This is a genomic window from Sphingorhabdus rigui (assembly GCF_014196595.1).
GTDB classification, from domain to species: Bacteria; Pseudomonadota; Alphaproteobacteria; order Sphingomonadales; family Sphingomonadaceae; genus Sphingorhabdus_B; species Sphingorhabdus_B rigui.
On record NZ_JACIEA010000003.1, the window covers coordinates 220,448 to 242,955 of the forward strand.

The 22,508-nt window shown below is 57.6% G+C and carries 20 protein-coding genes; 4 read left to right on the forward strand and 16 right to left on the reverse strand.

Annotated features, from left to right (window positions below; all coding sequences use genetic code 11):
- Positions 1-69 precede the first annotated feature (69 nt).
- The 3 genes from GGR91_RS10980 to GGR91_RS10990 all read left to right on the forward strand — a co-directional run bounded on the left by GGR91_RS10980 (position 70) and on the right by GGR91_RS10990 (position 4,053).
- A complete protein-coding gene (locus tag GGR91_RS10980) occupies positions 70-1,587 on the forward strand; it encodes a BCCT family transporter (protein ID WP_183942240.1) in 1,518 nt (505 codons plus the stop codon).
- Positions 1,588-1,762: 175 nt separating this feature from the next.
- The gene (locus tag GGR91_RS10985) at positions 1,763-2,752 is read left to right on the forward strand and encodes a LysR family transcriptional regulator (protein ID WP_183942241.1); all 990 of its coding nucleotides are present in this window, start codon (positions 1,763-1,765) and stop codon (positions 2,750-2,752) included.
- On the forward strand, positions 2,749-4,053 hold the full coding sequence (locus GGR91_RS10990; protein WP_183942242.1) for an alpha/beta hydrolase family protein: 1,305 nt from the start codon (positions 2,749-2,751) through the stop codon (positions 4,051-4,053). Before GGR91_RS10985 ends, GGR91_RS10990 begins: the two co-directional genes overlap by 4 nt.
- On the opposite strand, the gene GGR91_RS10995 is transcribed toward GGR91_RS10990, so the two are convergent.
- Genes GGR91_RS10995 through GGR91_RS11030 form a run of 8 tightly spaced genes read right to left on the reverse strand, consistent with a single transcriptional unit; the run spans position 4,037 to position 13,822 of the window.
- Entirely contained in the window at positions 4,037-4,528 is a 492-nt protein-coding gene (locus GGR91_RS10995; protein ID WP_183942243.1) for an aminomethyltransferase family protein, read from the reverse strand. The two genes, GGR91_RS10990 and GGR91_RS10995, sit on opposite strands and share 17 nt — an antisense overlap.
- Positions 4,521-7,256, reverse strand: a complete 2,736-nt coding sequence (locus GGR91_RS11000) for an FAD-dependent oxidoreductase (RefSeq protein ID WP_183942244.1) — start codon at positions 7,254-7,256, stop codon at positions 4,521-4,523. Before GGR91_RS11000 ends, GGR91_RS10995 begins: the two co-directional genes overlap by 8 nt.
- Positions 7,253-7,516 carry a sarcosine oxidase subunit delta gene (locus GGR91_RS11005; protein ID WP_183942245.1) on the reverse strand — a complete coding sequence of 88 codons (264 nt, stop codon included), beginning with the start codon at positions 7,514-7,516 and terminating at the stop codon, positions 7,253-7,255. The genes GGR91_RS11000 and GGR91_RS11005 overlap by 4 nt, the downstream gene beginning before the upstream one ends.
- A complete protein-coding gene (locus tag GGR91_RS11010) occupies positions 7,516-8,772 on the reverse strand; it encodes a sarcosine oxidase subunit beta family protein (protein WP_183942246.1) in 1,257 nt (418 codons plus the stop codon). Before GGR91_RS11010 ends, GGR91_RS11005 begins: the two co-directional genes overlap by 1 nt.
- Positions 8,769-9,905: an NAD(P)/FAD-dependent oxidoreductase gene (locus tag GGR91_RS11015; RefSeq protein WP_183942247.1), complete on the reverse strand. Its 1,137-nt coding sequence runs from the start codon at positions 9,903-9,905 to the stop codon at positions 8,769-8,771. The genes GGR91_RS11010 and GGR91_RS11015 overlap by 4 nt, the downstream gene beginning before the upstream one ends.
- Entirely contained in the window at positions 9,902-11,365 is a 1,464-nt protein-coding gene (locus GGR91_RS11020; RefSeq protein ID WP_183942248.1) for an FAD/NAD(P)-dependent oxidoreductase, read from the reverse strand. Before GGR91_RS11020 ends, GGR91_RS11015 begins: the two co-directional genes overlap by 4 nt.
- The gene (locus GGR91_RS11025) at positions 11,365-12,624 is read right to left on the reverse strand and encodes a cystathionine gamma-synthase family protein (RefSeq protein WP_183942249.1); all 1,260 of its coding nucleotides are present in this window, start codon (positions 12,622-12,624) and stop codon (positions 11,365-11,367) included. The genes GGR91_RS11020 and GGR91_RS11025 overlap by 1 nt, the downstream gene beginning before the upstream one ends.
- A complete protein-coding gene (locus tag GGR91_RS11030) occupies positions 12,611-13,822 on the reverse strand; it encodes an aromatic ring-hydroxylating oxygenase subunit alpha (protein WP_183942250.1) in 1,212 nt (403 codons plus the stop codon). Before GGR91_RS11030 ends, GGR91_RS11025 begins: the two co-directional genes overlap by 14 nt.
- A gap of 177 nt (positions 13,823-13,999) precedes the next feature.
- Here GGR91_RS11030 and GGR91_RS11035 point away from each other — a divergent pair, with 177 nt between their 5' ends.
- On the forward strand, positions 14,000-14,914 hold the full coding sequence (locus GGR91_RS11035; RefSeq protein ID WP_246337184.1) for a LysR substrate-binding domain-containing protein: 915 nt from the start codon (positions 14,000-14,002) through the stop codon (positions 14,912-14,914).
- Here GGR91_RS11035 and fdhD read toward each other — a convergent pair.
- From fdhD to GGR91_RS11075, 8 genes are all read right to left on the reverse strand, one after another.
- Positions 14,862-15,662 carry a formate dehydrogenase accessory sulfurtransferase FdhD gene (gene fdhD, locus GGR91_RS11040; protein ID WP_183942251.1) on the reverse strand — a complete coding sequence of 267 codons (801 nt, stop codon included), beginning with the start codon at positions 15,660-15,662 and terminating at the stop codon, positions 14,862-14,864. The genes GGR91_RS11035 and fdhD overlap by 53 nt on opposite strands.
- A complete protein-coding gene (locus tag GGR91_RS11045; protein ID WP_183942252.1) occupies positions 15,652-15,864 on the reverse strand; it encodes a formate dehydrogenase subunit delta in 213 nt (70 codons plus the stop codon). The genes fdhD and GGR91_RS11045 overlap by 11 nt, the downstream gene beginning before the upstream one ends.
- The gene (fdhF, locus tag GGR91_RS11050) at positions 15,861-18,719 is read right to left on the reverse strand and encodes a formate dehydrogenase subunit alpha (protein ID WP_183942253.1); all 2,859 of its coding nucleotides are present in this window, start codon (positions 18,717-18,719) and stop codon (positions 15,861-15,863) included. The genes GGR91_RS11045 and fdhF overlap by 4 nt, the downstream gene beginning before the upstream one ends.
- A 4-nt stretch (positions 18,720-18,723) precedes the next feature.
- Positions 18,724-19,269, reverse strand: a complete 546-nt coding sequence (gene mobA / locus GGR91_RS11055; protein WP_183942254.1) for a molybdenum cofactor guanylyltransferase — start codon at positions 19,267-19,269, stop codon at positions 18,724-18,726.
- A gap of 43 nt (positions 19,270-19,312) precedes the next feature.
- Positions 19,313-20,179 carry a homocysteine S-methyltransferase family protein gene (locus GGR91_RS11060; protein ID WP_183942255.1) on the reverse strand — a complete coding sequence of 289 codons (867 nt, stop codon included), beginning with the start codon at positions 20,177-20,179 and terminating at the stop codon, positions 19,313-19,315.
- Positions 20,176-21,621 carry an NADH-ubiquinone oxidoreductase-F iron-sulfur binding region domain-containing protein gene (locus tag GGR91_RS11065; RefSeq protein WP_183942256.1) on the reverse strand — a complete coding sequence of 482 codons (1,446 nt, stop codon included), beginning with the start codon at positions 21,619-21,621 and terminating at the stop codon, positions 20,176-20,178. Before GGR91_RS11065 ends, GGR91_RS11060 begins: the two co-directional genes overlap by 4 nt.
- Entirely contained in the window at positions 21,618-22,028 is a 411-nt protein-coding gene (locus tag GGR91_RS11070) for an NAD(P)H-dependent oxidoreductase subunit E (protein ID WP_183942257.1), read from the reverse strand. Before GGR91_RS11070 ends, GGR91_RS11065 begins: the two co-directional genes overlap by 4 nt.
- Positions 22,029-22,508: zinc-binding dehydrogenase (locus GGR91_RS11075; protein ID WP_183942258.1), on the reverse strand; the 480-nt coding region annotated here is incomplete at its 5' end.

The window sequence follows — 22,508 nt, forward strand, 5'->3', positions numbered from 1 at the left end:
GCATTGGCCGATTGGGACAAAGCAATAGATCTGGGGAACTATGGCCAATCCAATCGCCATTGGGGTGGGATGCATATCAATCCCGCTGTATTTTTCCCGACGGCCATTATTGCGTTCGCGGTCATACTATTCAGCCTGATCGCGCCTGAAGCATCGGCGGACCTGTTTGCGGGCTTGCGCAGTGGTGCGGTTGCCCATTTCGACTGGTTCTTCATGATGTCGGGCAATCTTCTGCTGATCTTTTGCGTCGTTGTTGCACTTTCACCGCTGGGGAAAATCCGGTTGGGCGGCAAAGGGGCTACGCCTGATTATTCGCGATTGTCGTGGTTTGCGATGCTGTTTGGCGCAGGCATGGGCATCGGCTTGGTGTTTTATGGCGTGGGTGAACCAGTCACCCATTTCACGTCTTCCATGGCGGGCGGTTCTGCAGCGCCGTTGGGCGGCGCTGTTGGCGACGCACAAGCGGCACGCAGCATCGCGATGGCGGCGACCATCTTTGACTGGGCGTTGCATCCGTGGGCCATTTTTGCGGTCACCGGTCTCGCGCTTGCGCTCTTTAGCTTTGATTTCAACATGCCGTTGTCGATGCGGTCGGCATTCTACCCCTTGTTTGGAAAGGCGGTTTGGGGCCGCACAGGCGATGTCATTGAAGTGCTCGCAGTCCTTGCGACTATCTTTGGACTGGCCACGTCGCTGGGGCTTGGTGCGCAGCAAGCGATGGCGGGGATCGTCTATCTTTATGGCGTAACGAGCTCGTCACTCACGATCCTTGCGTTGATAGCAGTGATGGCCGGAATCACATTTCTGTCGATCCGGGGTGGCATTGATCGCGGCATCCGCATTTTGAGCGAGGTCAACATGTGGGTTGCCTTTGCCTTGCTGGTGTTTGTCTTGACGACCGGATCTACGCTTCAGCTGATCGGCGATCTTGCGACCAATATCGTCAACTATCTCAAATTTCTGCCGGCATTATCGAATCCGGTTGGCCGCACCGACACCGGTTTTTACAATGATTGGTCGGTCTATTATTGGGCATGGTGGATCAGCTGGGCCCCATTTGTCGGCATGTTCATGGCGCGCATTTCATTGGGCCGGACGGTGCGTGAATTCATTGCCGGGGCCATGATCGCGCCAAGCCTGCTGGGCATATTGTGGCTCACGATTTTTGGGGACGCAAGCATCGCGCAAATCGTTGCGGGCAATGGTGCGGACTTGGCCAAAGCATCACTGGATACGCAGCTATTTGTGCTTCTCGGCACTTTGCCCTGGGCGCAATTCACCTCATTTGTTGCCATTGGCCTGATCCTGATCTTTTTCGTGACGGGCTGGGACTCTGGCACGCTGGTGATTGACACAATGACCGCGGGCGGACGCACCGATACGCTGCTGCGGCAAAAGACCATCTGGCTGGTCGCGGTTGGCGGTATTGGTATCGTTCTGTTGCTCAGTGGAGGCCTCACGTCGCTTCAGGCAGGTGCAATCGCCACGGGTTTGCCACTGGCTTTGGTGTTATTGTGCATGTGTCTGGGTACGCTGAGAGGATTGTTGGCGCTGCATCGCAATCCGGACTGCAGCGGTAATATATAAGCGGACCTTTTGCCGCTGCGCCCAGCCCGACAAAGTGATGCAAGCTTGCAACGCAGCTGGCGTATAATCTGGCTATGTCGAAAATGCATAGCACTATTACTGGCGGTCTCGCATAGCCATTAGCTGAGGTAATATTAGCCATCGGCTATACCTGCACGCTTGGGAGGGTTGCTGCATGAAACTGCCACAAGAATTCGATCTGCACGCGCTCGAAGTATTCGTGATGACCGTCGAGCTTGGCGGCATGTCGCAATGTGCGGCCCATTTGCAGGTGACACAGTCGGCGGTTTCCCAAACCATCGCGAAGCTTGAGGCCGGCATAGGCGCGTCCCTGTTCGACCGCACGATGCGGCCATTGGGCCTAACGGCCAGCGGAAAGTCGCTGTTTGCGCGCGGGCAAAAGCTGATTGCCCACGCCAGACTGGCCTATGACGAAGTGCGCGAAGGCGCAAACTTGCCTATATCGAGCATTACGGTCGCGATGTCGTTCAGCCTTGCCAACCAACTGACCGCACCGATTTTGCATAGCCTCGGTTCGCGGGCCGACCGGTGGAATATCCGATCGGGTATCTCCATGGAGCATCAGGGCGAGTTTCTGGCGCGCGACATTGATATGCTGGTGACCGGTAGCTTCAATCTTGAGCATCGTGACACAGTCGAGCTGCACCCGGTGTTTGAGGAAAGCTTCATTCTTGTTTTCCCCAAAGATTTTCGAGAACCGCTGGATCTTGTCGGCTTGCCATCGTCATTGCCGTTCATCCGCTTTTCGCGGCTTACCGGAACGGGGCAGCAGATTGAACGCCAGATTGTCCGGATGAAGCTGAAACTGCCGCAGATGGTTGAAGTCGAATCGTCGCATCAGCAATTGGCATTGGTGGCGGCGGGGATCGGTTGGGCGATTACCACGCCCGTTTGCTTGGCGGCGGTGCCGGAACTGCTTTCCCAATTGCGCGCCGAACCGATGACAAGGGGGCGGTTTTCACGGTCGGTCCAAGTCGTCGCGCGGATCGATGAATTGGGCAATATCCCCAGCCTAACCGCGGCTTTGTGCCAGCAGGTACTGCAGGAAAAAATCTTCCCGCCGCTCATCGAGGAATATCCATGGATGGCGCAGCAATTGGCGTGGCCGTCGGCTTCGGCCGAAAACGAGGAGTTGATAGCATGATGCGGAACCTTATCGCTTCCATACTGATATTGCTGGGTGCCCCTATCTACGCCAGCCCGCCCAGTGTTCCCGGCGCCGATGCGCCCGAGCTTGCGGCGCTGGGTGCCTATGGCGTTGGCTTTCGTTCCGTCACTTTCACGCATCGTGACCAGCCCGACGTAGAAAATGCAAATGCGGACCCCAGCAATGTTCGCCTTGTCGACCGCAATGTACAGGTGGATATTTGGTACCCCGCCATAGCGCAAAAGGGTTCCAAACCCGTCCTATATCGCGGCAGCCTGTGGGCAGAGCCACCGCTTCCGCCGGTTACGTTCACGCAAAATGGTATCGCGGTTGCGCGCGCGCCTGCCGCAGGCCGCAAGCACCCCTTGGTCATTATAAGCCATGGCTATAGCAACAACCCGGCGGTGATGACGTGGTTGACCGAGAATCTGGCGTCAAAAGGCTATGTCGTCGCGGCGATCCATCATCGCGATCCAAACCCTTATGTCGTTGCAACCACCACGCGTGCTGCGCCGAATTTCAATAGGCCACATGACATTGTATTTGCAGCGGCGCAGCTCCGCGCCACTTTGGGCGATTTGATTGCCCCGGATAATGTTGCGCTCATCGGCTATTCACAAGGTGGTTATGGGGTGCTCACCGCAGGTGGTGCAACGCTTGACCCTGCGGGTCCGAATATGAATTTGGTTGCGGGCGGGTGGCTAAAGAAATTCGCACGCGGCAGTGCGGATGCTGACGCTATCAAAGTGCCCGGCGTCAAGGCTGTGGTGGCACTGGCACCGGCTGGCGGCGCACCGAGCAGCGCATGGGGGGCCGAGGGCCTCGCCGCGCTAACGGCGCCGCTGCTTCTGATTCAAGGCGATAGCGACTTTACTGTTGACTATAAAACCGGCGGGCTGGCGGTGTTTGGTGGCGCCGTAAATGCCGACCGCTATTTGCTGACTTACAAGCAGGCAGGCCATTCCATTGCGCTCAACCCTACGCCGCGTGAAATGCGCGGTTCGCTGTGGGACATCGACTGGTTCGAAGACCCGATTTGGCGGCGGGACCGGATCAATGCCATCAACCTGCACTTTATTTCCGCGTTTCTGGCGGTGCACTTACGGGGCGATGAGAGCAAAAATGCGTATCTTAAGGTCGCTACCGAAAATTCGGATGATGGCGTGTGGAATGCGCCCGCCGGGACGCCATGGGGTGCATATAGCCCGGGCGGTGCAAATGTTACCTTGTGGAAGGGTTTCCAGCAAAGGCATGCGCGCGGCATGACCCTTCTTTATGCGCCTAAAGCGTCAGATTGAGCGCTGCTGTCTTCCAAAAATGGATCATGGCTTCGCTGTAGCTGAGCGGAACATAGGCATGGCAGGTATCGTCATCCACCACATGCAGGCGAACATTGACGTGGTCGATGATTGTTGCGGCGCTGCATCCTGACGCGAAATTCGGGTTTTCCGCATCGAAAATGCCGCCTTCCATCAACAATGTGCGCCAGCCTTTTCCAGAAAGCTGCACCCGCACAACGCTGCCGCCAATTGCGGTGAGCGCACCGTCATCCGCCAATATGCCGGGCAGCGCCGACATATCGCCTTCGACCAGCCAGACGGTGGGTTCATAGCGGATCAGAAGGAGGGCATCATTGCCGTCAGAACGACCCATGGCTGGCAAGGCAAAGCCTGCAGTTTCCTTGAACCTTGTCGCAACAGACGCCGGGTTGCTCCATATCTCCAGAGCATGAAGCGGCGCTGCGGGCAGCATTGTGATTGTTACATCAGTCACGATAACGCTCCCCGGCCGTGTCGTAGAAATGCGGTGCCACAACCCGGACCCGCGCCATTTGACCGCGCGTTGGCGAGGTTGCGATAAGCTCCTCGCCGTGCCGCGCAAAGCCGTCGGTCAATTGGCCAAGTGCAATCGACCCGCCGTCCAGTATCCGGAACGCAGCGGCGCTGACATGGCCATGTGGTGATGCGCCTTCGCCTGTGATAAGCATCGCGCCTTCGGGAATGTTGCCCTCGATTGCTTCAAGTCCGACCAGTTGCCGTCGTCCGGCTTCGGACAAGGCAGGGCGCGATAGGCCGGACGCGCCGACATAGCCACCGGCCTTGTTGAGCATCTTGTCGAGCGCCAGATCATGCGGGGTCATCCGCCCATCGACTTCACCGCCGACGACCAAATGGCCTTTTTCGATGCGCAGGAATTCCATTGCCTCAAGGCCATAGAGTGCGCCGCCCTGCTTGCTGACCTCGGCTTCGCACTCCGCCCAAACGGGTCCGACATGGCTTGCTTCGACATAAATTTCGAACGCGCGTTCGCCGCTGTAGCTGGCGGCGAGGATGATGACCGGAACCCCGGCAATCATGGCCGGAACCGTCGACATATGACGCGGCGGTTCCTCGCCTATCAATGCCGAAAGCGTCGCCTTAGCTTGCGGCCCTGCGACCGCAATCCCGGCATAATGTTCCTGCACATTGATGGCGGAGACGCGGAGGTGCGGGCAGAGATATTGGCGGACATAGGAAATATGCGTCGCCATCCGGTCCGCGCCGCCGGTTGAGCTGGTCAACAGATAGCGGTTCTCGTCCAACCGCCAAACGGTACCGTCGTCGAAAACAAAACCGTCTTCGCGTAGCATGAACGTGTATCGGCCCCGTCCGACGGCAAGTTTGCCGACCGTCGTTGCGCAGATGATTTCCAGAAACGCGGCAGCATCTGGCCCAGACACTTCAAACTTCGCAAGCGTCGACACATCGGTCATCCCGACATTTGAACGCACCGCTTTGGCTTCACGCATTGCCGCTTGCGCCAAAGTTTCGCTGCCCACCGGATAGGCACGGGGTCGGAACCAATATCCCAGCGGCTGCCAGATTGGGTTCTTCGCCGCGTGCACATCGTACAGCGCCAGGCGGCGAACATGCGCGCCTGCGTCTTTCGCGCCGGCACCAGCCAACAAGCCCATCGTAACGGGCGTATAAGGCGGACGGAATGTGGTCAGCCCCGCCTCGGGAATAGCCACGCCCTGCTTTTCGGCCAACCGCCCAAGCGCCGCCATATTGCTGAGCTTGCCCTGATCGGTCGCCATTCCGAGTGTGGTATAACGTTTGAGATGCTCAACCGAGCGATAGCCCTCGGCCCACGCCAGATCGACATCCGACAGCGTCACATCATTCTGAAAATCGATGAAGCTTTTCTTTGGTTTGGAAACCGGGACGACATTGAACACGGGTTCGGGGTTGGCCGCCCCGCCTATCGTCGTCACATTTTGACGCGATGCCGCAGGGACAAAGGCTTGCGCCGCATCATTCCAATCGAGCGTGCCGCCTGCCTGCATATGAAGATGCACCACGGGTGTGAAGCCACCGGAAACAGCGATCAGATCAGCATCCCAGCTTTGGGTCAGGCCATTGACACGCGCGGTCACGCTTTTCAGGCAATGGCGCGCGCCATTGGTCGAAAGCGGAACGGCGTTGTTATAGACGGGAAGCCCGCTATCCGCGCCCGCCGGTGCTGGCCGTGCATCAAGGACGGCTACGACCTCAGCCCCAGCCGCTTTGAGCGCGTAGGCCGTTTTGTATGCGTCATCATTGTTGGTCGCGATCACCACGCGTTTGCCCGGGACTACGCCAAAGCGGCGCACATAGGTGCGCACGGCTTGCGACAGCATCACGCCGGGACGGTCATTATGCGCAAAGGCCATCGGGCGTTCAATGCTGCCGGTCGCAAGTATCACTTGGCCCGCCCGCACATGCCAAAGCCGCTGTGCAACGCCGTGCGACGGGGTTTGACCCGGTTCAGCTATGCGCTGCGTCAGCGTGACCAGATCATGCTCCCAATATCCAGACGCGGTGGTGCGTGTGAGGATGCGTCCGCCGGCGGCACGGATGCGAGCTTGGGTCGATTCCACCCATGCACCATCGCGATCTTGGCCATCGCGGATTAACGAGGCACCGAGAATATTGTCCTGTTCGACGAGGATGACGCGTTTGCCTGCTTCAGCGGCTTCGAGAGCGGCGGAAAGTCCGGCTGGTCCGGCACCGACCACAAGCACATCGCAAAAAGCGGCGCGTTGGCTAAAAAGGTCAGGGTCGGTCTTCGTCGGCGCATTGCCGAGGCCCGCCGCTTTACGAATGAAATATTCGTAGAACATCCAGCGTTTGGCCGAACCGAAAAAGGTCTTGTAATAGAAACCCGCAGACAGGGCAGGCGCGGCCAAGCCAAAGACAGAGCCGATATCGAATGACAGGTTCGGCCAGCGGTTCTGGCTTTTGGCGACCAGTCCTTCATACACAAAAACATCGGTGGCGCGGGTATTGGGCTCACTGCGTCCGCCATCACCGATGGTGACGAGCGCGTTTGGCTCCTCAACGCCAGCTGTCATAATCCCGCGTGGACGGTGATATTTGAAGCTGCGGCCAACAAGGCCAATGCCGTTGCGCAAAAGCGCGGCAGCGAGTGTGTCGCCCTTGTGCGCTTGATAGGTCTTGCCGTCGAAACTGAAGTTTATCACGGCAGAGCCTCCGGACCAACGGCACGGGTGGCGCTGATTTCATTCGTCACACGGTTTCGTGCGATGACCATCCATGCACGGCACCCATAAGTGTGCCGCCAGATTTCTTCATCAACACCGCGTGGATTGTTGCGTGTAAAGAGCGATTTCATCGCTTCTTCGGGTGCAGCATCAAGCGACACTACCGCGTCCACGGTGCGTTCGTATATAAACTCCGCCTGATCGCGCGGGCCGCAATGGGGACAGGTGAACTGCATCATTAGCGACTGTTCGGCATTGGGCCGCTCCCTGTTTCATCGATTGTCGCGCCGCGTTCGAAACGGTCAAGCGCGAATGGCGCATTCAGGGCATGTGGTTTGCCGGTTGCGAGTGTGTGTGCATATGTCCAACCCGACGCCGGTGTCGCCTTGAACCCGCCATAGCACCAACCGCCATTGAGAAAGAGGTTCTTCACCGGCGTTTCACCAATGATCGGCGCACCGTCAAAGCTCATGTCGGTCACGCCAGACCATGTCCGCACCATGCGCAGACGTGATAGCGCCGGGACGAGCGCCAGGCCCTGTGCCACGGCACGCTCCATGACCATCGGATTGCCGCGTTGGGCATAGCTTGGCCAGTTATCAGGGTCACCGCCAAAGACGATGCCGCCCTTGTCTGACTGGCTGATATAGCAATGCAGTGATTGCGACATGATCACGCTGTTTATCATTGGCTTGACGCCTTCGGTCACCATCGCCTGCAACGTTTGCGATTCCACGGGCAGTTTGAGACCCGCCAGCCCTGCGACATGGCCGCTATGGCCCGCAACGCAAATGCCGACGCGACCGGCGTTGATCCGCCCGCGCGTGGTTTCCACGCCGACCACCGCATCGCCATCGCGCACAAAGCCTGTGACTTCGCATTTCTGGATGATGTCAACGCCAAGGCTGTCTGCGCCGCGTGCATAGCCCCAGGCGACGGCATCATGGCGGGCAGTGCCGCCGCGCCGCTGAATCAAGCCGCCCTCAATCGGGAAACGTGCACTGCGTGACATGTCGAGCAACGGTTCCAGCTTTTGCACTTCGTCGCGGGTCATTAAATCGGCATCGATCCCGTCGCACCGCATCGCGTCGCCGCGTTCGGCAAGCTTGGTCATGTCAGCGTCGCTGTGACCCAGAAACATTGCGCCGCGTGGGGAGAACATGACATTGTAATTCAACTCGTCGCTTAAATGCTCCCACATTTTCAAGCCGAATTCGAAAAGGTCGTGCAATGGCTTTAGCCGATAGTTTGACCGAACAATCGTCGTGTTACGTCCGGTGTTGCCGCCGCCTATCCAGCCCTTTTCCAGAACCGCGATGTTTTTCAGGCCATGGACCTTGGCAAGATAATAAGCCGTCGCCAGCCCGTGCCCGCCGCCGCCGATGATGATGATATCATAATGCGATTTAGGCTCCGGATCGCGCCACGCAGGTTGCCAGTGCTTCTGCCCGTTCAAAGCACCGCGCAGCAATCCGAAAGCCGAATATTGGCTCATGAAATCGGCATCCACCCGCGCTTTTCGCGCCAATCGGACTCGAGATTGTCGAAGCGCGATAGTTTGAGGATATCGATATCGGCAAATGAGCATTTCCCGTCGATCACCAGATCGCGGATCGCGTGACCCGACGCTGGCGATAGGCCGAAGCCGACGCTCGACATGGACGCGACCACGACATTGTCTGGGCTGGTGAGGCGGTCGATGATTGGACGGCCATCGGGCGAGTTTTCGATGATGCCAGCCCAGCTGCGGATGACATTCAGATGCGCCGCCTTGGGCAAAAGTTCCGCCAGTCGTTTCGCAAGGTTGCGGGCCAGCGGGGTCGAAGGACGTGCGGCCGGGCCAGTTGCGTCCACATCAAGCCATTCATGCGGGCCACCACCATAAGCGAGGTTTCCGCGCAGCGTTTGGCGGCCATAGATTTTATGGCCGTCAACGCCGCCAAGCGGCATCATTGGCGCAGGTTCCGTGATGATCATTTCCGCGCGGGCGGCTGCCAATGGCACGTTGACGCCAAGCTGTGCCATCAATTGCGGGATCTGCGGTCCTGCCGCCACCACGACAGCGTCACAGCCATAAGTGGCGTTGGCGGTCTTCACGGCCGTCACCTTGCCACCAGCGGTTTCAAAACCGGTGACCGGGCTGTGCTGAACGATTTTTCCGCCCAGATCCTGCAAGGCCCAAGCATAAGCCTGCACACTGCGCTGTGGGTTGGCGTGTCCGCCAAATTTATAATGCACACCGCCAAAGCAATTATCGCCTGCCAATGGCACGGCCTCTTGCACCTGTTTAACGTCCAGCAATTCAACCGGATGATTAAGCCGCGTGTGACGTTCGGCAATGAAACGATATTGTTCCCACTGCCGTTCGGTCATCGCAATCAGGATGCGGCCTTTTTGGTGCTCGGTCGGATAGCCAAGCAATTCGTCCATTTGCGGCCAAAGGCGCTGCTCTTCGTCAAACAATGGGCTCGAATAATGCGATGCACCGCCGCCATTACGTCCGGAGGCTTCCCAACCGACGATGAACTTGTCGAGTACTGTGACCTTGACCCCCGAACGCGCGAGCCACCAGCCCGCACTCAGGCCCGTAACGCCGCCGCCGACGATGACAACTTCCGAACCGCTCATGTGTACATCCCCGTGTAAAGCATCTGGCGATGCTCATCCTGATAAGGCGTGTTAAGATCCTCAACCGGCACCCATTGGGTAGGGATACCAAACCAGACATCCCATGCAGCGTCCATTTCCGCAGGCTCATCCCATTCAGCAAGGATTTTGAGCGGCAGCGGACGAACCGGCGCACGGTGGCTGGCGAGCGGGATTGAGCCGAATGGCTTGTCCGCCTCAATCGCCAGCAACATTGCAACTTGATCGCGGCAACGGCGGCCTTGACACACGCCCATGCCCGCGCGCGTCAGACGCTTGATCTGGTCCGGATTGGCGGGGCCGTCCTGAAGCAAAGTGTCCAGCGAACGGGCGCACATGGGCGCCGGGCGCGACAGGTAATTTGGTGGCTGTACGCCAATCAAATCGGCGCGCGTGACTTCTTCGCACTGGCAAATGATCGTATCGTCGGCGCTGATGTCAGATAGCGCGCGCATCCAGTCCATACGGTAGGCGATATGGTCAAAACCGCTATCCGCAAGCCCCGCACAATCACCCACTGCGGTGACCGAAGGTTCGCCGGCCGGAATGTAACCGCCGCGCGTGGCGTTCAGCGCGCGCGGGCCGTGCATCGCATCCACCAGTTCGATGGACGGGATCAAACCGATAGCAACGCAGATCGTGTCACATGCGATCACGTCTCCGGTTGATAGCGTAGCGCTTTCAATGCCGTTGATGCCGCCTGTTGCCGATGTAATGGTCTGTCCGCAGCGGATGGCGATGCCAGCGGCTGCGACCTTGGCGACCAGTTCGGCATTCCCTTGCGGTGTATCGCGGACTTCAATCAGGCCAACCACGTCGATACCGCGCGCCTGCGCCAATAGCGCCGTTTCGAGCGCGAGATCATGCGAGCCCAAGACCAAAATGCGCTGTCCGGCAAATGCCTCATAACGGGTAAGCAGCATTTGAAGCGCCGCCGCGCCCATGACGCCGGGCTGGTTCCAACCGGGGAAAGACATCGCCAAATCGCGCGCGCCGGTCGCAAGGACAATTTTATCAAAACCGACCAACCATGATCGTTCGGAATCGGCGAGGCCGACAACTTGCTGCGGCAGGCTGGCAACGCCGGGACCATTGCGGTAAACGCCCCACGCCGTTGTGCCGAGCAACAATTCGACCCCGGCATCCATTGCGGTTTCAAGCGCGGGCATGCTCATGAAGATAGCTTCGAGCATGCGGTCTGTATTCTGGGTCGCTGCGGTCATCCGCCCGCCAAAATAAAGCGGTATATCATTGCCCATCAAAGCGCCCGAAACGGGGTTTTCATCGACCAGCAGCACTTTTGCTCCGGCTTTGGCCGCGTCGATCGCCGCCGCGATGCCGCTTGGCCCCGCGCCAACAACAACAATATCATAATGCGTTTCAGGAGCGCTGCGCGTTCCATTAATTGCGCATATGTCGGTTCCGGTAAAATTCAGTTCCATTACACCGCCTCCAGCGCTTGGCGTAAATCGCCTATTAAATCGTCAACATGTTCCAACCCGACCGACAGTCGGATCGTGCCATCGGTGATACCGCCTGCCAACCGCTGAGCGGGGGTGAGCGCATAATGCGTCGTGCTCGCCGAATGGCAGATTAAAGTTTCCGACCCGCCCAGACTGACCGCTAGCTTAAGCAGCTTTAATTGGTCAAGCATGCGGAAGGCCTCTGCCTCACCGCCATGCAGGTGGAACGAGAATGTCGAACCGGCTGCCTTGCACTGCCGATCATAGACCGCGCGACGCGGTGTGCCTGGTTCAAGGAAACCCAGATAGGTCACACCCGCGACCTTGGGATGATCGCGCAGAAATTCGGCAACACCGCGCGCGTTTTCCATCGCACGCTCGGTGCGCACCGCGACCGATTCCAACGAACGCAGCACCAGCCATGACGTGTAAGGATCGAGGTGATTGCCCCACGTCGTGCGCTGCATGCGCAGATAGTCGATCAATTCTTTGCGACCGGAAACCCCGCCTGCAAGCAGATCACTATGCCCACCGCAATATTTTGTCAGCGACGTCATGCACAGGTCTACGCCATGTTCAATGGGGCGCTGCGCAAATGGCCCGAGCAGGGTGTTGTCGACCACCACCAGCGGCCGGTGTCCTTGCTTGGCTCCCACTTCGTCCGCAATCCGAACCATCAGATCAAGATCAACCAAGGCTGCGGTCGGGTTAGCGGGTGTCTCGGCGATGATAAGTTTCAACGGACCCTTGGCCATCGCTTCATCAGCCGCTTTGCGGACATCGTTTTCGTCCGTGCCATCAGTATAGGCGGCGACGTGCGATCCGAATTGCGGCATGATGCTGTTGTAGAGCATATCAACGCCGCCATAGATCGGGCGGCCATGCAACACGCTGTCGCCGGGGCGGACATAGGCCAGCGCAATGCTTGAATGCGCGGCCATGCCGCTGGAATATGCAACCGCTTCTTCTGCGCCATCGATTGCCGCGAGGCGTTTTTCGAGGAAGTCCAAGCCTGGATGCCCCAACCGCGAATAAATGTGGTTTGTTTCCCCAACCAGCGGTCCCGAGCCGTCAAAATAGGCCTCATGCACATTCTTGGCATGTTGCGCCGAGGGATAGACAAAGGTGGATGTCATGAAGATCGGTGGCTTGACCGATCCCATGCCCATTTCCGGGTCATAACCAAATGCGACTGCCAGCGTTTCGGGGCGCAACCCCTTGATGTTATCCTTTGCCATGGGTTGCAATATAATCACGAGCCTTGTCGCAATAATAGTCGGTAAAACGCAACGCGAGCATTTCGGCTTCTTGCGAATAGGGGCCGGGGGTGTAGCCGGGGCTGTTCACACCCACTTGATTGTTTTCGGCCAGCATCTTGTCTTCCAAATTTGTCATGGTCCACAAGGAGATGAGTTTTTCGACGTCATAATCGACACCTTCGACAGCATCTTTATGGACATACCATTTGCCGGTGACGTGGGTTTCATTGGGGCCGACGGGCATAGCGCTGAACATGAAAACATGGTCTGCGGTGCAATGGACAAAACAGTGCGGATCAACTGCCCAGCGCATGGAACCGATATCGCCTTCATTGGCGTCGCACATCAGTTTTTTGGACAGGTGCTTCCCATCGCCCGATATCGAAACGCAGCCGTCGTTCAATGCAAAGCGTGCGATTTGCCAATAATGCCCCTCAACCGGGGTTTGCGGCAGGCCAAGCGCGTCCATTTTCTCTTCGAAAGCCATGACGCGTGCATCTTCGCCGCTATCAAAATGCTTCGACATTCCAACCGGAAATGTTTTGGACAGTTCGGGGTGACCGGTGCTGCAATGATAGCATTCGCGACCATTTTCCATAACCAGTTTCCAGTTGGCATTTTCGACCAGAACGCTCTCATACGCCAGCTTTGCGTCTTTCAGATTATGCGGCGCTGCATATTCGGCAAGCTTTGCACTAAAGTCGTCAATGGGTGGCGGTGTTTCGGACAGGCAGATGAAAATCGCCCCTGCAACACATTCGATAGCGACAGGTTTTAGGCCATGTTCGGCTTTGTCAAAATCATCGCCCATCCGGTTTGCCGCAAACAAAGAGCCATCGAGATCATATGTCCAACGATGATAAGGGCAAACCAGCTTTGGTGCGGTCCCGCTGCCGACGGCGCAAATCATGGAGCCGCGATGGCGGCAGCTGTTGTGAAAGGCGCGGATATCGCCCTGCCGATCACGCGTGATGATAACCGGCCATTTGCCGACCATCATCGAAAGATAGCTTCCGGCCTTGGGCAGTTCGCATTCGAGGCCAGCCATAAGCCAGCTTTGGCCGAAAATAGCGGCCATATCGAAATCGAAGCTATCAGGATCCGTATAAAGACCCTGCGGTAAGGTGTGTCCTTCGCGACGCTGCTGGAACAGCGCGTCCATCCGCCCTAAGTCCATTTTTATGCCTTTGGTTAATTTTCCCCAGATCGGAGAATGGGCCACTTGACCGGTCGAATAAAATCGCATTTTCGCATAGCCCTATGTCAAAATGTAGGGCAGTGACGTCATTGGAAACCAATATGATTTTGAAAGGTCGATTCCATTTCCAACCGCAGCAATATTAACCGTCGTTGGTTGCCGTTGAATGCCTTGCGCGCCTTTGAAGCGGTGGGCCAGAATTTGAGCTTCACAGGCGGCGCATCGGCGCTTTCGGTGTCGCAAAGTGCCATGAGCCGGCATGTCGGCGGGCTTGAGGAATTGTTGGGTAAGCAACTCTTTGTCCGTGATGCATCGCGCCTATTGCTAACACCCGCAGGGGAAGAGCTGTTGCCCGTCGTGAGCAAATGCCTCGACCGGCTTGAGCAAACGATGAACTCGATCCGCAATGATGAAGTGACAAGCCGTTCGCTTCGGCTCCATGTGCCGCCATCCTTGTTGCAGCAGCTGTTTCTGCCAATGTTGCGCGATTTTCGGGCCGAACATCCGGGCATCCGGCTCGATGTTTCGAGCGCGCATGTCACTGGTTTGCCAGCCACCGATTTCGATATGGCGATTGCCTATGACCGCCCCAATGTCGACGACCGGATTACAGACCTTCTTTGGATGGTCCGTGTCGCGCCGCTCTGTGCGCCTGCGACGGCGATTGACAGTCAGGGTAAGTCGCTCGAGGAATTTCTGGAAAGTCAGGAGCTGCTTCACCTGAAACTGGACGGAGAACCGCGCGATCTTTTGTGGACGGCCTATCTGCGACAAAATGGGCTGACCATGGCCACGCATGGCGGCCTCGCCTTTGATACGACGATTGCCGCTGCGCAATATGCCATGGCCGCAAGTGGGGTATTTTTAGGCGACGTAGATATGTTCGCCCGGGAAATCGCTGACGGGCGGCTTGTTATGCCATATGATGCAGTCATCGAAGATGGCTATGGCTATTATCTGAAACTCCACGCCGATGATTTGGGCGATCCTGCAATTTCCATGTTCCGCAGCTGGCTGATCAACCGGTTTGCGGCATTGCGGCAAGCGCCGAGTCTGCACGCGCTAGGCTGATCAGGCGAAGGCCGGATTTTTCCGCCACGTCGATCGCAAGGTCCGTCGCCGCTGATATGGTCACGAGCATTGGACAGTTGGCAAGAATAGCCTTCTGCGCCAGTTCAAGGCTGCAGCGCGCGGTTAAAATTATAAAGCCGGCTGCGATGTCGATGTGCGCGCGGGCAAGCGCTCCAATCAATTTGTCGAGTGCATTGTGCCGGCCCACATCTTCCCGCGTCATTAAGATAGAGCCATCGGACGCGCAAAATGCCGCTGCGTGCGCGGAACCGGTTTGGGCATTGAGTGTCTGATGTGCACGCAATGCCGATAATGCCGTAAACATGGCGGCGTCCGATACATCGATCTGCGCGGTGACCCGCGGCAAGGGACGCATGACCTCTTCCAGATTATCCATGCCACACAGCCCGCAGCTGCTTTCCGAAACGCGCTGACGGGCGCGGGCAAAGACTTTTTCGGCGTTTTCTGCTGGCACCTGAATCCGCAATATCCAGCCCAAGTCAGCCTTATGTGCGTCAACGGCCAAAATTTGGTCGGCGCGGCTAATCAACCCCTCGGACATGCTAAAGCCAATAGCATAATCCTCAAGATCAACGGGCGTTGCCATCATCACGGCATAGCCGATGCCATTATATTCGATTGCGACAGGCGCCTCGACAATGATGCTGCGTTCTATGGTTTCGGTCGCGCCGTGATCAGGCTTAAGCACAAAAAAATGGATTGGTTTTGAACCCTGATCAGGCGCCATTTTGCGCGTCGGCCAGTAAGCTGATGGCAGCTGCAGCAATCGGAGACAGGCCCGCAGTCCCATGCGCAAAAATCATCTTTTTCATGCGCGGGTCCCAGAATTGCTGAATGTGATCGGCGACCGCCGCAACAGGCGCAGCATCGGTCGCCAGATTGGTTGCAATCTGGTTTGCCATATGGACGAGGCGTTCGACGCTATTCATTCGGCAGCAATTCCGGTTTCGACCCGGCGAGAGCGTGTCGACAAAGCTTCATATTCTTCCTGCCACTCGGTTGGCCCGTTCGATGCGCTAATCTGAACCGCGGTGACCTTATATTCGGGGCAGTTGGTGGCCCAGTCGCTAAAGTCGGTGGTGACAACATTCGCCTGCGTTACGGCATGGTGGAATGTGGTGTAGACGACGCCGGGGGCAACGCGATCGGTTACGGTGGCGCGTAACGTCGTTTCTCCCGCGCGGCTTGCCAATTTGACCCAATCGCCCGATTTAACGCCGCGATCCTCGGCATCCACTGGGTGAATTTCTAGCAAATCCTCTGGATGCCAAGCGACATTTTCTGTTCGCCGCGTTTGCGCGCCGACATTATACTGCGATAATATGCGTCCGGTCGTCAGCAACAACGGAAAGCGTGGTCCGGTTTTCTCATCGGTTGGAACATAATCTGTCACAACGAATTTGCCTTTGCCACGGACGAAGCCGTCCACATGCATGATCGGCGATCCATCGGGCGCGTCTGCGGTCACGGGCCATTGCAGCGAGCCGGCTTCATCGAGCCGTGCAAAGGACACGCCAGCAAAGGTCGGCGTAAGCCGCGCGATTTCGTCCATGATTTCGGACGGGTGGGTATAGTTCCAATCCAGCCCCATCGCCTGCGCCAGCCGCTGCGTGACTTCCCAATCTTCCAAACCGTTCATCGGCGTCATCACCTTGCGCACCGGCTGAATGCGGCGTTCGGCATTGGTGAACGTGCCATTTTTTTCAAGGAAGGTCGATCCGGGCAGGAAGATATGCGCGTAGTTGGCGGTCTCGTTCAGGAAAAGATCGTGGACAATCACACATTCCATCGCCGCCAGCCCAGCCGAAACATGCGCCGTGTTTGGATCGGATTGAAGGATGTCTTCGCCCTGACAATATAGCGCCTTGAAAACGCCATCGACCGCGGCATCGAGCATATTGGGTATGCGCAGGCCGGGTTCTGGATCCAGTGTTACGCCCCAGTCATCTTCAAACAATTTCCGCGTATTGCCATCGCTGATGTGGCGATATCCGGCAAGTTCATGCGGGAAGCTGCCCATATCGCAGGCGCCTTGGACATTGTTCTGGCCACGCAGCGGATTAACACCGACACCCCGGCGGCCAATATTGCCGGTCGCCATCGCCAAGTTTGCAATGGCCATAACGGTCGAGCTGCCTTGCGAATGTTCGGTCACACCGAGGCCGTAATAGATCGCTCCATTGCCACCTGTGGCATAAAGCCGCGCGGCTGCGCGAAGCTCTTCGGCATCCACCAGCGTTACCGGCTGCAGATTTTCGGGGCTATTGCGCGCTTGCGAAACGAACTCGGCCCAATGGCTATATTCGTCCCAGTCGCAACGCTCCCGAATGAATGCCTCATCGGCCAGACCTTCGGTGACGATGACATGGGCCATCGCCGTCAGCACGGCAACGTTCGTGCCGGGGCGAAGCGGAAGATGGTGCTGCGCCTCGATATGCGGCGAACGGACAATGTCGGTACGGCGCGGGTCGATGACGATTAACTTAGCGCCCGGGCGACCATCCTGTCCACGCAAACGGCGTTTCATCCGGCTGGCAAATACCGGGTGTCCGTCGGTGGGGTTGGCCCCGATAATGAGGATGACGTCGGTGTCTTCCACGCTATCAAAATCCTGCGTCCCCGCGCTGGTGCCAAAGGTTGTTTTGAGGCCGTATCCGGTGGGCGAATGACACACGCGTGCGCAGGTATCGACATTGTTATTGCCAAAGCCTGCCCGGATAAGTTTTTGCACAAGGAAGGTTTCTTCATTGGTGCAACGGCTCGACGTAATTCCGCCAAGCGCATTGCGGCCATATTTCGCGCTAATCCGTTTCAGTTCGGACGCGGTGTAGGCAAATGCCTCGTCCCATTCGACTTCGCGCCACGGATCGCTGATCGACTTGCGGATCATGGGCTTCAATATGCGTTCCTGATGCTGCGCATAGCCCCAGGCAAAGCGGCCTTTTACGCAGCTATGGCCACGGTTGGCCTTGCCGTCTTTGTACGGGACCATCCGCACCAGTTGTTCGCCGCGCATTTCGGCGCGGAAGGTGCAGCCAACACCGCAATAGGCGCAGGTCGTGACAACGCTGCGTTCCGGTGTGCCGACTTCGACCACTTTCTTTTCAACCAACGTCGCCGTCGGGCAGGCTTGCACACAAGCCCCGCAAGACACGCATTCAGACTCGAGGAAATTATCGCTGGCGAGACCTGCAGAAATCTTTGAGTCCCAGCCTCTGCCTTCCATCGTCAGCGCAAGGGTGCCCTGCACTTCGTCGCAGGCGCGGATGCAACGCGAACAGGCGATACATTTGCTGGGATCAAAATCGAAATAGGGATTGGAGTGATCTTTTTCCTGCCCAAGATGCGTGGCCTGCACATCGTAGCGGACATCGCGCAAACCAACGGCGCCTGCCTGATCCTGCAATTCGCAATCGCCATTGGCGGCGCATGTCAGGCAATCGAGCGGATGGTCGGAGATATACAGCTCCATCACACCTTTGCGCAATTTTGCCAGATGCGGGGTTTGCGTGCGCACAACCATGCCGGGTTCCACAGGCGTCGTGCAACTCGCTGGGGTCCCTCGGCGGCCATCGATTTCGACCAAGCACAAGCGGCATGAACCGAAGCTTTTAACGCTGTCGGTGGCGCATAATTTGGGGATCGACGTGCCTTGTTCCGCAGCCGCGCGCATGACGCTTGTCCCTGCGGGCACAGTCACATTGCGGCCGTCGATCGTAAGCGAAACTGTTTCGTCCGAACGGCTTTCAGGGGTCCCAAAATCATTTTGCGGCTGGTATGTCATATGTCTACCTTATACCCATATTCGACCGTTGAGCAGCATATTGTGCCAGTTCCCGGGGCGTATTCAAGTTGTGAAAAACATCTGCGGATGTGATTGCTTGTGCGCCGGATACGGCAATCCAGTTGCGCATAGATAGATTATCCTGATGACGCAGATGTCTGTCCAGCAATGGCGCAAGTGCGACAGGCCAGACGCCAAACAGATAATGACCATCAATATAGATGGCGCGTTCAGAAGAGCCATCTATCGGAAACTGCGCCACGGGCACAACATCGCAACCCGCGGTCACCACCGCATCAAACCCGTTTTGCTGCGCATAATGCAGCGCGGCATTCAGGCCACCCAAAGGCCCCATTCCTGCGAATGGCCGGTCTTCGACCCAGTCCATGCCCGGCCAAGCGCGCCCACAGACAATCAATTTGTCGACCTGATCGCGTAAGCCATCGGCGACATGTTCGATCAGCGCGGTTCCATTTAGGGGTGCCGCTGCCTTGTCGCTCCCAAAGCGCGTAGCCTTGCCGCCAGCGATGATCGCGCCCAGCCGCTTCATGCAAAATCCATTGGATAATGGTCCATTGCCGCGTGCCGATCCGTCATGACAGACCGTCCCGCAGTGCGCGGATATGTTCCGGGCCTATTCCGCAGCACCCACCGACCATATTTGCGCCTGAAGCCACCCATTTTTGTGCCCAGTCCAAGTAGCGGGGCGGATCAAGATCTGCGCGAATTTCTCGAAAGCCGCCATTGGCGGGCACTTCCTCGTCGGCGTGGGCAAAACCATTCGCATATACGCCAATAGCGATGGATTCTGTGCCCAAAGCCTGCTTGGCGCGGAAGACCGCGTCTTCCATCACTTCAGGCGCGCTGCAATTGAATAATATCGCCTCCGCACCGCATTCGGACGCCAGCGAGGCGGCCTGTTCGATCGTCTCGCCTGAGCGTAACATCGCGCTGCCTTCATCATTCAGCGTGAAGGATAACCAAAGCGGTCGCTCGTCGGCTTTCAGCATTTCGCCAACCAATCGCGCTTCTGCCAATGTGCTCAATGTTTCGGCAAGCCAAATATCGGCAAAAGGCGACAGACCTTCAATCAGAACTGCTAAGATTGCCCGTGCTGCTTCAACCTCAAACAGGTCGGGCCGATAGGAGCCCAAGACCGGCGGCAGCGAAGCTGCCACAATCAAATCATGCCGATTAGCGACATCTCGCGCCAACTGTCCTGCAAGCCGCGCAAGTTCGGTGCCGCGTTTGAGGAAACGCTCTTCGCCGATGTGAAAGGGAACCACAGCATAGCTGTTTGTCGAGATCACCTTTGCACCTGCCAACGCATAGCGTTCATGGGCCTGGGTGATAAATTCCGGCGCTTCCATGAGCGCAAGAGCGGACCATTCCGGTTGTCGGAAAGGCGCGCCTAATCGCTGCAATTCGCGGCCCATACCACCATCTAATATGGTGGTCATCGATTGAAATCCTCAGGGAACAGTTTAATCGCACTCATAACGGGATAAGGCGTGAATCCGCCCATCGCGCATAGTGAACCGAACTTCATGGTTTCGGCAAGATCGGCAAGCAAAGCCAGATTGGCATCGACATTTTTGCCTGCGATAATCTGGTCGATTGTTTCGACGCCGCGCGTGCTGCCCAATCGGCAGGGCGTGCATTTGCCGCAGCTTTCAATCGCACAAAATTCCATCGCAAAGCGCGCCATTTGTGCCATGTCGACGCTGTCATCAAAAACGGTAATCCCTGCGTGGCCGATCAGCGCATCCGCCGCGGCGAACGCCTCATAATCGAAGGGCAGATCAAATTGGGCAGGCGGAATATATGCGCCCAATGGCCCACCGACTTGAACACAGCGCACCGGGCGACCGCTTGCCGTACCGCCGCCGATATCGTTGACCAGCTCGCCAAGCGTAATACCGAACGCGACTTCGAAAAGTCCGCCATGTTTGACATTTCCGGCAAGCTGGACGGGCATCGTCCCCTTTGACCTGCCCATGCCATACGCTGCATAAGCTTCACCGCCATGCGCCAATATCCATGGCACGGCGGCTAGCGTGAGCACATTGTTGACCACTGTCGGTTTGCCGAACAGGCCCTCCAGCGCGGGTAGGGGGGGCTTGGCGCGCACTTCGCCCCGCTTGCCCTCAAGGCTGTTCAAGAGCGAGGTTTCTTCGCCGCAAATATATGCGCCCGCGCCAACGCGGACTTCGACGACAAATGGCGCAATCAAATGCGCAGACAGCCGGATAGCGGCTTCCATCTTGGCAATGGCGTGCGGATATTCGGAACGGATGTAGATATAGGCTTTGCTCGCGCCGACGGCGAAACCGGCAATTGCCATGCCTTCGATCAGCATGAACGGGTCGCCTTCCATCACCATCCGGTCGGCAAAGGTTCCGCTGTCACCTTCGTCGGCGTTGCAGACGATATATTTCTGTTCAGCAGGGGCGTCCGCCACCGTCCGCCATTTAATGCCAGCCGGAAAACCTGCGCCGCCGCGGCCGCGAAGGCCCGATGCCATGATTGTTTCGATGGTTGCGTCAGCACCAATTGCGCGCGCTTGGCCAAGACCCAGCCAGCCGCCCGATGCGTAATAATCGTCCAGCGATGTTGGCCGTGTTTTGCCCGCGCGCGCGAACGTCAATCGGTTCTGTTTGGCGATGAAGGGGTGGTCCTCAATCCGTCCGATGGATTTAGCGTCACCGCTTAAGATCGAAGGAACTTGATCGGCCGAGACTTGACCATAGCCCACGCCGTCAATGTCAACCAGCGGTTCCATCCAGTGCATGCCCCAGCTGGACACACGTTCGACTTCGACGCCCGCCGCGGCAAAAGCAGCCGCAACGGCATCCGCGCCACAGGCGAGCGCAACAGCGTCATTGGATATCCGGACGGTCACATGGCCTCCAATAATGAACTAAGGCGCGTGGCGTCCAATCGGGCGATGACTTGGTCGCCAACCAATGCAGCTGGACCAACCGAGCACATGCCAAGGCAATAGACAGCCTCTACCTTCACGCGGCTTTGGTTTTCGGCAATCGGCACTAACGCGTCGACACCGCGCGCCTTGCACGCCTCTGCGCGGCACAATTTCAATATGGGCCGCGCTTCGGCTTCTTTGCGGAAATCATGGTAGAAGCTCACGACGCCGTACACTTCCGCCCGGGTCAGGTTCAGCGCCTGTGCAATGTCGCGCATGGCATCTTCGCTGACATAGCCGAACGCTTTTTGCACGTCATGCAGGATAGGCAACAGTGGCCCTTCCCGGTGCGCATGTTCGGCGACGATGTCAGCGATTGAGGTCATTTAGAACACCACGACGCTGCGGATGCTTTCACCCGCGTGCATCAATTCAAATGCCTTGTTGATATCCTCAAGCCCCATGACATGCGTAATCATCGGGTCGATTTCGATCTTGCCGGTCATGTACATGTCGACGATCTTTGGAACGTCGGTGCGGCCCTTGGCCCCGCCAAATGCGGTACCGCGCCAGTTGCGGCCGGTCACCAGTTGGAATGGACGGGTTGCAATCTCTTTGCCCGCTTCGGCCACACCAATGATGATGCTAGTGCCCCAACCCCGATGGCATGCCTCAAGCGCAGTGCGCATCACTTCGGTGTTGCCGGTGGCATCAAAGGTGTAATCCGCGCCGCCGTCGGTCATGGCCACGATTGCGGCAACAACATCTTCACGGCTCATGCCCCTGGAGTTCAGGAACGCGGTCATGCCGAACTTGCGGCCCCACTCTTCGCGGTCAGGATTAATATCAACGCCAATAATCATACC

What these genes read in the sequence shown, in the direction of transcription:
- mobA (WP_183942254.1), bottom strand. Translation starts at nt 19,269, where the DNA reads ATGAAGCGGCTGGGCGCGATCATCGCTGGCGGCAAGGCTACGCGCTTT.
- GGR91_RS10990 (WP_183942242.1), top strand. Translation starts at nt 2,749, where the DNA reads ATGATGCGGAACCTTATCGCTTCCATACTGATATTGCTGGGTGCCCCT.
- GGR91_RS11045 (WP_183942252.1), bottom strand. Translation starts at nt 15,864, where the DNA reads ATGAATAGCGTCGAACGCCTCGTCCATATGGCAAACCAGATTGCAACC.
- GGR91_RS11005 (WP_183942245.1), bottom strand. Translation starts at nt 7,516, where the DNA reads ATGATGCAGTTCACCTGTCCCCATTGCGGCCCGCGCGATCAGGCGGAG.
- GGR91_RS11015 (WP_183942247.1), bottom strand. Translation starts at nt 9,905, where the DNA reads ATGAGCGGTTCGGAAGTTGTCATCGTCGGCGGCGGCGTTACGGGCCTG.
- GGR91_RS11070 (WP_183942257.1), bottom strand. Translation starts at nt 22,028, where the DNA reads ATGACCTCAATCGCTGACATCGTCGCCGAACATGCGCACCGGGAAGGG.
- GGR91_RS11020 (WP_183942248.1), bottom strand. Translation starts at nt 11,365, where the DNA reads ATGGAACTGAATTTTACCGGAACCGACATATGCGCAATTAATGGAACG.
- GGR91_RS10980 (WP_183942240.1), top strand. Translation starts at nt 70, where the DNA reads ATGCATATCAATCCCGCTGTATTTTTCCCGACGGCCATTATTGCGTTC.
- GGR91_RS10985 (WP_183942241.1), top strand. Translation starts at nt 1,763, where the DNA reads ATGAAACTGCCACAAGAATTCGATCTGCACGCGCTCGAAGTATTCGTG.
- fdhF (WP_183942253.1), bottom strand. Translation starts at nt 18,719, where the DNA reads ATGACATACCAGCCGCAAAATGATTTTGGGACCCCTGAAAGCCGTTCG.
- GGR91_RS11010 (WP_183942246.1), bottom strand. Translation starts at nt 8,772, where the DNA reads ATGAGCCAATATTCGGCTTTCGGATTGCTGCGCGGTGCTTTGAACGGG.
- GGR91_RS11025 (WP_183942249.1), bottom strand. Translation starts at nt 12,624, where the DNA reads ATGGCAAAGGATAACATCAAGGGGTTGCGCCCCGAAACGCTGGCAGTC.
- GGR91_RS11030 (WP_183942250.1), bottom strand. Translation starts at nt 13,822, where the DNA reads ATGGACTTAGGGCGGATGGACGCGCTGTTCCAGCAGCGTCGCGAAGGA.
- GGR91_RS11060 (WP_183942255.1), bottom strand. Translation starts at nt 20,179, where the DNA reads ATGACCACCATATTAGATGGTGGTATGGGCCGCGAATTGCAGCGATTA.
- fdhD (WP_183942251.1), bottom strand. Translation starts at nt 15,662, where the DNA reads ATGGCGCCTGATCAGGGTTCAAAACCAATCCATTTTTTTGTGCTTAAG.